The following is a 13,849-nucleotide window of genomic DNA, read 5'->3' as shown; positions in this document are numbered from 1 at the left end:
CCCCCCTATCCCGGTTTATCCGCCCGTTCGATCAGGCGTCGAAGATCGAATTGGATCGCGGTCTCGAGGAAGGATGGCTCCCTGTCGACGAGCGGCCCGCGCACATAGCGGGGCTCATGCGCGAAGCCGCCGGTGACTGAGACGATCGCCAAAATGAATTTCTCCGGCTCGTGCAGGGAAGTGATGACCTCCTGCCGGGTGACCATCACGGAGTCCGCGCCGTCGATGCGGCCCTTCACCTCGATAAAGCGAAGATGCCCGGACTTCGGATTGTGGGAGGCAATGTCGTAGCCGATCCTCTGAGCGGAGACATCGACAGGCTCATGCCCCAGCGCGCGTTCGGCAGCCATGACTGCCGCCATTGCGGCGAGTTCGATCTCTCGCCGCGCAGCCGGATCCTCTGCGAAATGATTCGGCACGGTCGAAGCCTGGCGGGCGTCCAGCAGACCACGCGGAATGACCACCATGCCGCCGCGTACCCGCGGCGGCTGCGATGAGATGAAACGTTCGCGTTCGAGCTGGTCTATCCGGCGCTTCTGACGCTCGGCGAGATCCTCAGCCCGGCGTTGGGCGTTCTGCCAGTTGAGTCGCGTCTTTTTGCCGGCCTTCTCCTCCTCCTTCAGTTCGAAAGCCCGTGAGTCCCAGTAATTGATTTCCTTCTTTAGGCGCGAGCGCACCTCGCGCTCGACCTTCTCGATTTCAGGCAGCCGACGCGCCTTGACCTCCGCGATATGCCGCTGCGCCAGCTCTACCGTGGAGAAGCGAATGGCCGTCTTTTCCAACTCGGTCGTAAGCCAGTCCTCGTCGAGGAGGTTGCGCACGCTCTCAATCTCTTCCGCCGTGGCGGGCCGAAGATTGAGATGTGGGGCGATACCTGCGTTGGTGGCGCGCCCTGCTTTGTCGATCGCGGCGAACTGGAGCCGCTGCGAAATTACATGCGGCTTGCCGGCGCTCGTCGTGCGGCCGTCCTGGACGCTGTGCTCGAGAAGGAAAATCGCGGACAGCGCATCGCCCGGATCGGTTTCGTCGACCAGGATCGCGCCCTGGCGCATGATCTGCTCATATTGCTCTCGGGTGAGGCTGATCACCGCCTCCAGCAGCGGGTGCCCCGGACAGACGAAGGCCGCGACTGGCTGCTGATTGATCTGGCTCTTCTCGAAGCAGATCCGCTCATATTGCTTCTGGATCGGCGCGCCGGTGCCGATCTGGCGATCGCGCTCGCGGATGCGCACCGGCACATGAGTGATCTCCCAACGGCCATCCTCGCGGCGCTTGAGGCGGCCGCCGAGATGCTGGAACGCTTCGACGAAGAAGCTCTGGATGTGATACGGCTGAAGGCGCAGCGCCTCGGCCCGCTCCATCTCGAGCCGCAGTTCCTCGACCTTCGCCTCGGGCATGGTGTCATTGGTGAGCGCCCGGCGGCGAAGCAATTCCAGCAGATGGGTCTGGTCGACCGCGCCATCGACCTGTCGGAAGAGACGCGCCTTCACATCCTCCTGCTCGCCATACTGGATGGCCTCGAAGAGAAGGTCTTTCAGCGCGGTGCCTTCGAACAACTCGCCGAGCACATCATAGACGCGCCCGCCCAATGCCTCGCGCGCGGCCTCCAGTTTTTCGAGGAGGCGCCCATAGACCTCGCCTTCTCGCGTGTCGGCCGCCACGAGGTTCCAGAGATGACAAACTTCGGTCTGGCCGATGCGGTGGATGCGGCCGAACCGCTGCTCAATCTTATTCGGGTTCCAGGGCAGGTCGTAATTGACCATCAGGTGGCCGCGCTGGAGGTTCACGCCTTCACCAGCGGCATCGTTGGCGATCAGTACGAGCAGATCCTTGTCCTGCATGAAACGCTCGATCACCTTGCGGCGCTCTTCGCGCGACACGCCGCCGTGGATCACGTCGACCGCGTCGGGGTTACCGAGACGCGCGCGCACTTTGTCGAGCAGGTAGTGGAGCGTGTCCTTGGGCTCGGTGAAGATGATCAGCTTGCGACGATTGCCGGCGGCGTCGACCATCAGATCATCGTCGAGGATGCGATTGAGCTGGGTCCATTTGGTATCGACCCCGGAGCGCAGCACGCCTAGGGCCATCGACTCCAGGCCCTTCAGCGTCTCGACCTCAAGCGCGAGCTGTTCGACCGTCTCAGCCGTGGTCGCGCCCGTCGAGATCAGCTCTTCAAGCTCGTCGATCTCCTCCTGCCCATATTCCTCTATGTTACCCAGCACGTCGGAGCCTATCGACGGCTCTCCGATGCCGACCCGTCGCCCCTTTGCGGCGAGGCGTGCCTCGCCCAGCTCGGTCTCCAGCCGCTCGCGGCGGCGCTTCAGCGACTGATAGATCGCGGCCGGTGACGAGGCGAGACGCCGCTGGAGGACCTGCAAGGCGAAGCCGACATTGTTGCGCTTCTTGCCGTCCCCCTCCGCGAAACGCTGCACGCGATTCATCTCGGTGCGGACATATTCGGTGACGGCGGCATAGAGCGCGGCCTCGCCTTCCGAGAGCGGATATTTGACCGTGCGGGCACGACGCTCGGGAAAGAGCGGCCGGCCGTCGAATTTGAGCAGTTCCTCCTTGGTCAGCCGCCGCATCATGTCTTCGGTGTCAGCATAGTGGACGCCGTCGCGAAACCGCCCCTCGAAGCGGTCGCCATCGAGCAGCGCCATGAAGAGCTGGAAGTCCTCCTCCTTGCCGTTGTGCGGCGTCGCCGACATGAGCAGCAGGTGGCGGCAGACCTGACCGAGCTTCTGACCGACCTGATAGCGCCGCGTATATTTGACCTCGCCGCCGAAATAGGTCGCCGACATGCGATGGGCTTCATCGCAGATGATGAGATCCCATTCGCGCGCGCTCATGAGCTTGTCCTGCAGCTCTTCATTGCGCGCCAGAACGTCGAGGCGGACGATCAGCCGGTCGCGATCGGAGAAGGGATTGCCCGACCGCGAGGTCTCGATCATGTCGCGGGTGAGGATATCGAACTCGAGGCCGAACTTCTGGCCGAGTTCATCCTGCCACTGTTCGACCAAGCTGCCCGGCGCGACGACGAGGCAACGCTCAAGATCGCTGCGTGCGATCAGCTCCTTGATGAGCAGGCCGGCCATGATCGTCTTGCCGGCGCCAGGATCGTCCGCGAGGAGGAAACGCAGAGGTTGCCGCGGGAGCATCTCGCCATAAACCGCCGAAATCTGGTGCGGCAGCGGATCGACAAGGCTGGTGTGGATCGCAAGATAGGGGTCGAAATAGTGCGCGAGCTTGATGCGATTGGCCTCAGTCACCAAACGCAGCAGCGCACCATCGGCATCGAACGACCATGGCCGCCCATTCCGCTCAACCTCCAGGCGATGCTCATCGTCCCGGTAGAGAACCGCTTCGGCGACGGTCCCGTTGTGATCGCGGTAAACGACATTGATCGCCTGGTCGCCGATCCAATCGATCGAAACGACATGAACGGGCTGCGCGGACGCGATGCCGCGAACCGACGCGCCGTTCTTTACGTCTTCAAGTCTTGCCCCCATCAGCCGGTGCTTCCCCCAAATATCTTCACAGCTGAAGCTCCGCTTTTTCAAGCGCGGCCTCAGTCTCTTTGCGGTTTATTGTCACAATATGCTGCGTGCGAGCGCTTTGCTTTGCTGCATCGCCGAGCAGGCCAAGTCGTTTGAGAACGTAGAATAGCATGGCGTAGCGGACCGAGAGGATGGCGTTGCCGTGGTCGAAACCGTAATCCTTGGCGACGACCTTCTTCTGGCTCTCGGTTAGATCTGGGTGCGGGCCGATGACGACGTCGAAGTAATTGTTCCAGAGCCAGTCCTCTTGGCCGGTCACCCCAGCGGCCCCCTTTTCGCCAACCTCCAAGATTCGCGGAAGTAGAAAATCCTTGAACTTGTGATCGAGGTGGCAATAGGCCCGGACATGCCAGCGGAGGCCGTCATAGCCAAAGGCGTGCGGCGTAATCCTGCGCCAGATCGGATCTGGACGCACCTTGTTCATCGATTGGTAAAAAACCTCCACGGACACGCCTTCGCGCGCTGCGTCGAGAATTCTGCGCAAGACCGTTATGTCGATGTCCCGCTTGGGGGTTAGCGCGACATCGGCCCTGGGAAGCACCGCGATCGAGGAATCTTGGGAAGGAACCGTGCCTTCGGCCACGGCGCGGAGCTGCGCGAGATAAAGGTAGGGGTCAGGATTGAGAAAGCGCAGCACGAACTTTTCGGCGGCGACATAGCGCTTGGCGCGCGTGTCGTATTCCACGTTTCCAGGGGCCCGTTCCTGATAGAGCGTTAGGTCCTTTGACGCCTGCGGGACAGAGACACCGAAAAATTCCACAATGTCGGCGCGGTTGATCGAGCCCTCCCAAAACAGGCGAAACTCAATGAATTCAAGTCTTTGCTCGACACCCCAGCGCACTCTTTCCACCTCATGCGTTTATAAATTATACTGACTAAAGTATAAGTCAGCATAAAAACTATCTGGACAAAGCAAAAAGTCCGTGTATTTTTTATTCGTATTAAGACTGCCCGTCAATGGTGGCGAGCGGTCATCCTAGGCAATATTCAGGAGAACCGCGGTGACCGCCACCTTGACTTTCCACCCGCTTGGCAACGCCGATTGCACCCGCTTCGACCTCGCTGACGGCAAAAAGCTGCTTATCGACTACGCCGACATGAAGAACCGCGACGATCCCTGGGACCGGCGCATCGACCTGCCCGCCGAGCTCAAGGCCGACCTGCGCGCCGCGCAGCGCGATTATTATAATGTGGTGTGCTTCACCCACCTCGATGACGACCATTGCCGCGGGTCTGGCGACTTCTTCTGGTGGGACCATGCGCTGAAGTACCAGGGCGAGGGCCGCATCAGGATTCGCGAGCTGTGGGTGCCGGCGGCCGCTATCCTCGAAGACGGACTGGACGAATGCGCCCGCGTCATCCGTCAGGAAGCGCGCTACCGCCTGAAGAAGGGCTCCGGCATCCGGGTCTTCTCCCGCCCTGCCAAGCTCAAGGAGTGGCTGGAAGCCAACGGCCTGACCCTCGAATCGCGCGCGCATCTGATCACCGACGCCGGGCAGCTCGTGCCCGGTTTCTCGCTCCTCGGAACGGAGCGGGTGCAGTTCTTCATTCACAGCCCCTTCGGCTGGCGGCAGAACGACAACGAGATCGTCGATCGCAACCAGGACAGCGTCGTGTTTCAGGCGACTTTTCTCGAAGGCAGCCGCCAGACCCATGCGCTCTTCATGTCTGACATCGACCATGAGTCGATCGAGCAGATCGTGAAGACCAGCAAGCGGCACAAGAACGAGGACCGCTTGCTGTGGGACATCTTCAAGGTCCCGCACCATTGCTCCTACACCGCCATCGGCCCCGAGAAGGGCGTCGACGAGACCAAGCCGACCGACGAGGTCAAGTGGCTCTGCGAGACCCAGGGGCAGGAGCGCCACACCATGATGTCCACCAGCAAGTCGATGCCGATCAAGGGCAGCGACGAGGACAAGGACGTCCAGCCGCCGCACCGGCAGGCCGGCGCCTACTACAAGCGGGTCGCCAACGCCAAGGACGGGCAGTTCAAGGTGACGATGGACCTGCCGTCCGCCCACAAGCCGAAGCCGACCAAGATCGAAATCACAGATCGCGGCGCCCGGCTGTTGACGGTGTCGGCCACCGTCGGCACGGCCAGCATCGTGTCGACCCCGGCGCGCGCGGGGTAGCATGGGACTTCACGGCTGGTGGTCCGAGTTCGGGCAGACGGTTGAAGCGGCGGACGACCTTGTTTCCGTGCCGGCGCGGGAACTGGCCGCTGCCATAGGCGGTGGCATTCCGGGCGTCACCGTCACCGGCTTCAAGGAGTGCGCCACGACTGGCCACACCGCCGTCGCTATTGAGGTCGAAGTCGAGCGGCCGCAGGACCTTGCGCATACCATCCGCGCGACCGAACCCGTTGCCGTGGTGCTCGCTGCGCAGGGTGGCCAACCGCGCGTTCTCGCGCTGCGCGACGACTTTCCCGACACGCCGCACCAGAACTGGACGCCCCAGGGCGCACCTTGTTCGCTCTGCATCGACGACCGGCCCTGGTCGGAGGCGAAGCTCACCTATCGGCCTGCCGACCTGATTCGGCGGATTCAATTGTGGCTTGCCAAAGCCGCACGCGGCGAGCTGCACGACACCGCGCAACCGCCCGACCCGCTCTTCTTCATCTCGCAGCTTGCCATCATCGTTCCGCGCAAAGCCTTGCAGCCGGCCGCGGAACCCGTCGAGCTCATTGGCTTCGTGCGACAGGATAATCCCGCCCTTATCATCACCCGCGTCGTCGCCGACACCGAGCCCCGCCGCAACGGCCTGCCCGGGATCGTGGTGGTGGCGCTCCGTGCACAGGCGCAGTCGATGACGCGCTTGCGGCACGCGCCGGTGACGCTGGCTGCGCTCAATGACGAACTGCAACAGGCCGGCATCCGTCTCGACGATGAAATCAGAACCCGCCTGAAGGCGTGGGCTGGCATCGCCAACGACAGCGTTCGCCGTCTTTCTTCCCGGATCGCCATCGTCGTCACGTTTCCGGTCACCGCTCCGGACAGCACGGTCACCGACGATGTCCGCGCCTTCATATCGCTCGATACGGCCGGCCAGATCGGCGTCAAATGGGGACTGCTGGCGAATTCCAAGGCCGCCGGTGTTGCCGGCGCCGATAACGTCTTCGTCCGCGCCGTGCCCGAAGGCACGCCCAGCACGGATGAAATCAAGATCGAACCGGCCCAGGTGCATCTCGCCTTCGACCGCGAACTTGCCGCCACGGTGGCCGGCCAGGCAACGCCTGACCGGCGCCGTGCGGTCCTCGTTGGAGGCGGCGCGCTCGGCTCGCAGATCGGCGTCAACTTGGCGCGCGAGGGCCGTTTTTCATGGACCGTCGTCGACAACGACCATTTGCTTCCACACAACATGGCGCGCCATGCGTTGCTGGCCGATGAGATCGGGGCTCCCAAGGCTTTGGCGCTCGCGCGGCAAATGGGATGGCTAATCAATGAATCTTTCACCGCCGTGGCAGGCGACGTCACCAAGCCCGACGCGGAACTGGTTAAGGAATTCGCCGAGGCGGAGGTCATCATCGACGCCTCCGCTTCTGTCGCTGTATCGCGATATCTCGCCGATCTGGGAGATGCCCACGGGCGTCGGCTCTGCGTCTTCTTCAATCCGGCGGGAACGGCCGTAGTGCTTCTCGCCGAGAGCACCGACCGCTCGATCACCCTGCGGGATCTGGAGGCGCAATATCATCGCCTTGTTCAGACGGACCCCGCACTTGACGGCCACCTCCGGGCCGAACCCGGCGTTCGCTACAGCGGCTCGTGCCGCGCTCTGACCAACCGCATCCCCGCCACCAACGCGGCGCTGCTTTCCGCCTTGGGGGCGCGCGGGCTTGTCGAAGCGCTCAAGGGCGACGAGGCCGCCGTTCGTATCTGGAAGGTCGCCGATACCGGCGCCGTCCAGTTCATCGAGCAGCGCGGCGCCCCGGCGCATCGCGCCTCCCTCGGTGACTGGACGATCGTCTACGACGACGATCTCCTGGCGGAACTCGGCCGACTTCGGGACGGCCGGCTGCCGCATGAAACCGGAGGCGTGCTGCTCGGCATCGCCGACATGAGCTGCAAATCCATTCATGTCGTGCATGCTTTGCCCGAACCGGAGGACAGCCGCGGGAGCGCGGAAGGATTCGAGCGCGGCGTCGTCGGGCTCCGGACCGCCGTCGGCCGCGCGGTCGAAAGCTCGCTGCATCAACTCAGCTATGTCGGCGAATGGCATTCGCATCCGCGGAAATCGTCGCCGCTCCCGAGCGCGATCGATCTGGCGCAGATCGCCTGGCTGGGAGGCGAACTCGAACACGAAGGCCTGCCCGGGCTCATGGCGATTGCCGCCGACGACGGCGTCTTCGCTTTTGTCATGCCCAGGCCAAGGTCCCGCACGTCATGAACGAATCAGCGGAACCCAAAATCGGTTTGGCGCTTTCGGGCGGCGGCGCCCGCGCCATCGCGTTTCATCTCGGTTGCCTGCGCGCCCTTCACCGGCTCGGGCTTCTCGATCGCGTTGTGGTTCTGTCGACCGTGTCGGGCGGCAGCGTGATCGGCGCGTATTTCCACGCGCAGGTCAACGCCAAGGGTGGCGACTTCGCCGCGTTCGAGGCGAACATCCGCGCCTTGCTGGCGCGAGGCCTGGCCCGACCGATGTGCCGCAAGCTGTTCAGTTGGCTCGGCATCAAGGTCGCAGCCGCCTTTGCCATGATCGGCATCGTCGCGCTTGGCATCACCTTGATCAAGATGCTGATGAAGATCGCGCGCTGGATCATGCCTCGCGCGCTGGCGGCGCATTTCGAGCAGTTCGAGATACGATCGCCGCTTCATCGTTTTGCAAGCCGTACGACTTTGCTTGAGGCGGTTCTCAACGACCTGCTATTCAAGGAAGCCTCCCTGAACAGCTTGCCGTCCCAGCCGCATCTCGTCATCAACGCCACGGAGCTCAGGACCGGTTCGGCATTTCGCTTCGGCACCAAGGAGTCTGGTTCCTGGCGCTGGGGCAAGCTTCATCGTAATGACGCATCGGTCGCCCACGCGGTCGCTGCCTCGGCGGCCTATCCGCTCTTTCTGCCGGCGTTCGACGAGACGCTGACGTTCAAGAAGGGCGGTGAACTCAAGCCGAGCCGCGTCATCCTCACCGACGGCGGCGTTTACGACAATCTCGGCCTTGGCTGCCTCTGGCCGGACCGTTCGCCCGATGTCAGCCTCAACGTCGTTCCGATCGATGTGATCGTCTGCTGTTCCGCCGGCTACGGCCTGCGTCAGGACCCGCCGAGCCAGTTCATCGGCGCGCGCATGCTGAGCGTCTTCAGCACCATCTTCGACCGCGCGCAGAACGCAGCGATCCACCGACTCCACGAGGCGCAACGCACCGGCCAGATCAAGAGCTTCCTTTTCCCCTATCTGGGCCAACTTGACCGCAACCTTCCGAACCCGCCCGCCGACCTCGTGCGCCGCGAAGAGGCGCGTGCTTATCCCACCGATTTCAACGCGATGTCCAATGAATGGATCGAGCGTTTAAGCCTGCGCGGCGAGCAACTGACCCTGTGTCTGGCGCTCGCCTACATCCCGCATCTGATCAACGAAACGTCAGTGGCTCCTGCTTAGATCGCCTCGTCGGTCATACCAGTGGTGGCTCGCAGCCAGACGTCGGACGTTTACGGACTTGATTGGTTATCGCCACCGATCACAATCGTTTTGGCCTTCCAACAAGCCGCGCCCTGGATGCCATAGCTTCGAAATCCAAGCCATTAAACATCGACCAATCGATCTCCTTCGGTAGCTCGAAATGAGCCAACTCCTGGCACTGCTTGCGTCGCAGCGCGGACTGCTGGCCGTAGTTGCCATGAACATCGTTTGCCTCATGGCCCATCTGCAGCCTCGTGGCCTCGTCGTCGAGATCCTCCTCAATGAACATGTCCTTGGCGCCGTGCCGAAGGGAATGGGCCACCTCGATGTTCATGCCGATAGCGCCGGCCTTCTTCAGGAGCCGGTTCACCCGCTTCGATGCAACATCACCAGGATCGGACGTAGATGCGAGCAGGCGGAAGATAAAGTTATCGCCCTGCTCGGTCGCCCAATCGACAAAGCCGATACGGCGAAAAAAGTCATGCAGTACAAAGAAGCGGAGGCTCCCCTCGGTCTTGTAGCCAATCCGCTTATACGTGCCCTTTTCTTTGTCATAGACGATGCCGTTCACGCGAACGATGTCGACGCTGTGCTTGCGGTCGAAATCGCTACCCCGGATAAAAGGAAGGATACCGATCCGGCGCGAGGAGAGGAGGCACAGGGGCCCCAACATCGCGTCGTCCAAATAGCCGCTGTCGACACCCAGTCTGAAGACCTTGTCGACTTTTTCGTAATCGAGCGCCTCGCGCTTTACTGAGGGTTTGGCGTTGTCCGGCCATCGCACCCTATAGCCTTCGAATGGGTTACGAAGGCGATGCAATCCTACCGCGTTATTGATAATAGCTCGAACCGTCTGCACGTATCCGTCTTGGATAGTTTTCAACGCGAGCGGCTCGTAGCAGCTTTCGGCCTTATTCTTTGCGATCGCCGCATGGATCCCCATCTGTCGCAGCTCTTCGGTATGTTCGCCCTCACGCGAAAGCTCAAGCGGGACATACTGAAGCTCGTTGACGAAGTTCTGGAGATCAATTGGCAAGTAGCAATCGATCGGTCGATCTCCGACAAGTGCTTTGAAGGTCGCCGCACGCATCCGACCAGTGCTTATTGCGCTCTCAGATGCTCCCCCTGCCCTTCGAAGTTCGAAATATTCATCTTCCAACTCGCCGAATTTCGGCGCGGACGATGTGTCGACGGTAGGCAGAGCGTCTGCCGGCGGCTGTTCAGGTGATTGACGCGGCGGCTTCGCCGCCCTGAGGTCGCGCGAGGTGGCAGAGCGGCCAGCCGGCGCCGCCGAGGTCCGTTCCAGAATTGCAAGTTGCCGATCGGCGACTTCGGTGAGCTTGCCGAGCACGTCCGACAATGGCTCACTACCAGGCGCTAGGCCCGCACCGGCTCGCCAGCGATTCCAGACGTCTCGACGCAACAGATCGGCGCGGGCCACGATCGTCGGATTTCCCGCTTTACCTTTGCTGACCTCCTTTTCGATCAGCACCGCCTCTTGGATCGAGGCGATATCGCGCAGTACGTCAGGCGAAAAATCCGGCCACGGAGGGGGATTGGCGATCTTGCCCGCTGCAGTTTCGAGGAAGGCGAGCATGTTCGCGAGGAATTCCTCTGGGCTATCGCCCTTCGGAAACCCGACATCGCTGCACGGAATCTCTTCCCCGGTGTGAATATTCACCCCGCATCTCCACTGGCTAAAGCCGGTTTGCGCCAGCGCGCCCAGCCAGGAGGCCCGCCGCTGCGCCTCGCGATGCGGAAGCACCCCAAGTCGCACCCGAATAGGAGCGCATGACGGCAGACTGGCTGCAAGGTTTGAGGGGGGTCGGATCTGGAAGAAATACGTGGAAAGCCGACGCACCAGATAGGTTGGTGCCCGCCCCGGCCCTCTGGGCCGGCGCGCCGGGCGCTCGGATGCACTTTTCTGTCCGACTACTTTGCGGACTACATTGCGGGATACACGCTTCGACACTTGCACACTCGGGCAGGCCGGAAACGTTGTTTTCCGAGGCTTTTTGCAGTTCCAAAAAGTGGCGGATGGGCGAATTAACTGGCGGAGAGGGAGGGATTCGAACCCCCGATAGGCTTGCACCTATGCCGCATTTCGAGTGCGGTGCATTCAACCACTCTGCCACCTCTCCTGAAGGCGCCAAGTAAGGAGCAGGGCCCCTGTGGTTGGGGGCGTTAATAGGCGAGGATGGCGGGCCAGACAAGGCGCGAAAGGGGAAAATCCGCTGCCTCTTTCGCCCCCGCCTGGAGCCGTTTCCGTTCCGATCAATCGGAAACGGGGCCCTGATTCTTGTTTTGACGCGTTTTCTTGAGGCGAACCGGTGTCCGCTTCGCTCGAAAACGCTCTGATCGCCGGGAGGAACTGCCGTGGAGCATCTCACGATCAACGCCAACGGCGCCGATTTCCACCTGGTCCGCGCTGGCAGCGGCAAACCGCTGCTTTTGCTGCATGGTTGGCCGGAATTCTGGCTGACCTGGGAGCCGGTGATATCAAGGCTTTCGGACCGTTTCATGCTGATCGCGCCCGATCTGCGCGGCTTCGGCGACAGCGACAAGCCGGACGGGCCTTATGGGCCGGACGGCCATGCGGCCGACATGCTGGCGCTGATGGAGGGGCTCGGCATCGAGCGATTCGCCGTGGTCGGCCATGATGTCGGCGGCGCCGTGATGCAGCCGCTGGCCCGGCAGGCGCCCGAGCGGCTCGCGGGGCTGTTCTTCTTCGACTTCGTCTATCCCGGCATCGGGCCGCGGATGGCGGCGCCGGATAGGCTCAACCACATCTGGTATCAATCTTTCCACCAGATGGAGATGGCGCCCGCGCTGGTCGGGGCGAGCCGCGAGAGCTGCCGGCTCTATATCAGTCACTTCCTGAAGGGTTGGGCGCATCGGAAGAACGCCTTCGACGATGTTCTCGACGCCTTCGCCGACAATTTCTGCAAGGCGGGCAATCTCGCCGGCGGCTTTGCGCATTATCGCGCGTCGCATGCCGGGCGGGTCGCGATGATGAAGGGCGAAGCCCCGCAGCTGGCACCGATCAATGTGCCGACCTGCGTGCGCTGGGCCGAGCACGACCCGCTGTTTCCCTATGCCTGGACCGATCGTCTCGGCGAGACGTTTGGCGAGCTCGATCTCGCGATGTTTCCGGGCGTCGGCCACTTCCCGCATCGGGAAGATCCGGATCGCGCGGCGGCGGAGATCGCGGCGTTTTTTCAGCGGATCGGCTGGAGCTGAAGACAGGGGTGGGACCGCCAGACGCGGTAAACACTGGCGGTCCCGTGCCGCTCATTGAAATACTGGCTGGGAAGGGCGGCTTCGCCGGCCAGGGTGAGGCGACGATTCGACCCTAGCGAGTGTCCTGTGCGCCGCAACGCAATCCGTCCCTTAACCTAACCAGTCAAGGTTACTCCTTGTCCGCCTTACTCTTTTTCTTGCCGTTCTCAGTCAAATCCCGGTCTTTTCCGTTGCCGTTCTCCTTGCGGCGGTTGGTGAAGCGGGCATTGCCGAGCCCGGTGCCGATGGTGAGCACACCCCAGCGATCGACGTCCTGCATGAATGGCACCTCGGAGAGGCCCTGAACCACGCCGTCATTGTGCATCAGGATCGCGGTGTCGTGCTCGCCGATCTCGGGGATACCCTCGATCAGGCTCGCCGGCAGGTTGAACTTGCTGCTCTCCCAATTGCCCGGCAGGTTCTGTGCGCCCTTCTCGATCGAGCCATCCGCGTTGATCACGCCGGGACAGGCGATGCCGATGAAGGGAGCGAGCTTGTAGCCATCTTTCTCGGCCTCGGTGATCAGCCCCTTCAGCATCTTGATGAGCCGCTTCACCGCGCCCTCGCGGGTCGGCTCGTCATCGGCATGACGCCACAGCTCGGATTTCACGACCTTGGCCTTCGAGAGGTCCTTGGCCTTCTTCCAGCTGGTCTCCACCAGGCCGCAGCGGATGTTGGTGCCGCCAATATCCACCGCGAGGATGCTGTCATGGGCTTCAAAAATCCATGATGGCGCCAGATGCAGCGCGCCTATCAGGCCTGCTTCATCGGGATGGGCGCGGATCGGCACCATGTCGATCTTGAAATCCTCGGCCTTGAGGATGATCCCGGTGCGCGCGATCGCAAGCTCGCCGAGCCGTGAATCGCGGAAGCCGCCGCCGACAACGATGCGCTCGGTCTTCGCCCAGGCCTTGCTCTTGAGGAAGCGACGGGTGACGTAAGCGAGCTCCTGGGCAAAGTCCTCGATGGCGCTATGCACCACGGCCCAGGCCTCGGTGTCATCGCCGATCAGGATGGCGTCCAGCGTCTTCTTGCTGATCTCATCCGATGGCTCCTTGCCGAACGGGTCCTCGCCGGACTTGCGCAGCGGCTTGCGCCAGCGCTCGAGGATGTCGCGGAACGCGCCCTTGCTGGCGCGGTCGCCGAGGAAACCGTCCTCGTCCTTCATCTCGATGTTGAAGCTGTCGATGTCCACCGACGGCAGCCGTGCCGCGCCGTGGGCGGCGATGCCCGTCGTCGTCTTGACCAGTTCGTCCGTTGCCATGAAAGCCCTGCCCGGTTACCTGTTCCGGCCGGGACAACGGCGCGGGAACCCGGAAGTTGCAAACCGGCTGCAGATTCGCCTGAGGGCCGGCCGACGGCCCAAATCCTTCAAATCCGGGCTGTTTCCGGTGGTTT

The 13,849-nt window shown here is 62.5% G+C and carries 8 protein-coding genes and 1 tRNA gene; 4 read left to right on the top strand and 5 right to left on the bottom strand.

The genetic code is table 11. The features are described from left to right. Positions 1-5: 5 nt before the first annotated feature. Positions 6-3,509, bottom strand: coding sequence for a helicase-related protein (locus tag IVB46_RS33325; RefSeq protein ID WP_247344331.1), 3,504 nt, complete (start codon positions 3,507-3,509; stop codon positions 6-8). A gap of 25 nt (positions 3,510-3,534) precedes the next feature. After that, positions 3,535-4,398 (bottom strand): WYL domain-containing protein, encoded by an 864-nt coding sequence (locus IVB46_RS33320; RefSeq protein WP_247344328.1) that lies wholly within the window; start codon positions 4,396-4,398, stop codon positions 3,535-3,537. Positions 4,399-4,558: 160 nt separating this feature from the next. Between IVB46_RS33320 and IVB46_RS33315 the strand changes: the two genes are divergently transcribed. The 3 genes from IVB46_RS33315 to IVB46_RS33305 are packed head-to-tail and all read left to right on the top strand — an operon-like array spanning position 4,559 to position 9,151. Beyond that, on the top strand, positions 4,559-5,692 hold the full coding sequence (locus IVB46_RS33315; protein WP_247344325.1) for a hypothetical protein: 1,134 nt from the start codon (positions 4,559-4,561) through the stop codon (positions 5,690-5,692). A 1-nt stretch (position 5,693) separates the two neighbouring features. Next, complete coding sequence (locus tag IVB46_RS33310) at positions 5,694-7,943, top strand: ThiF family adenylyltransferase (RefSeq protein WP_247344321.1); 2,250 nt, start codon at positions 5,694-5,696, stop codon at positions 7,941-7,943. Further along, the gene (locus tag IVB46_RS33305; protein ID WP_247344393.1) at positions 7,940-9,151 is read left to right on the top strand and encodes a patatin-like phospholipase family protein; all 1,212 of its coding nucleotides are present in this window, start codon (positions 7,940-7,942) and stop codon (positions 9,149-9,151) included. Before IVB46_RS33310 ends, IVB46_RS33305 begins: the two co-directional genes overlap by 4 nt. A gap of 79 nt (positions 9,152-9,230) precedes the next feature. Here the strand turns inward: IVB46_RS33305 and IVB46_RS33300 are convergent, their stop codons facing one another. Continuing rightward, entirely contained in the window at positions 9,231-10,853 is a 1,623-nt protein-coding gene (locus IVB46_RS33300) for a hypothetical protein (protein ID WP_247344316.1), read from the bottom strand. A 370-nt stretch (positions 10,854-11,223) separates the two neighbouring features. Further along, positions 11,224-11,313, bottom strand: a tRNA-Ser gene (locus tag IVB46_RS33295). A 235-nt stretch (positions 11,314-11,548) separates the two neighbouring features. Here IVB46_RS33295 and IVB46_RS33290 point away from each other — a divergent pair. Then, the gene (locus tag IVB46_RS33290) at positions 11,549-12,412 is read left to right on the top strand and encodes an alpha/beta hydrolase (protein WP_247306856.1); all 864 of its coding nucleotides are present in this window, start codon (positions 11,549-11,551) and stop codon (positions 12,410-12,412) included. Positions 12,413-12,581: 169 nt separating this feature from the next. Here IVB46_RS33290 and IVB46_RS33285 read toward each other — a convergent pair whose 3' ends face one another. After that, positions 12,582-13,715, bottom strand: coding sequence for an ROK family protein (locus tag IVB46_RS33285; protein WP_247306853.1), 1,134 nt, complete (start codon positions 13,713-13,715; stop codon positions 12,582-12,584). Positions 13,716-13,849 lie beyond the last annotated feature (134 nt).

The organism is Bradyrhizobium sp. 61 (assembly GCF_023073075.1).
Classification (GTDB): domain Bacteria; phylum Pseudomonadota; class Alphaproteobacteria; order Rhizobiales; family Xanthobacteraceae; genus Bradyrhizobium; species Bradyrhizobium barranii.
Note: the sequence above shows the minus strand (reverse complement) of the source record. Positions and strands in the feature narration are given on the sequence as shown.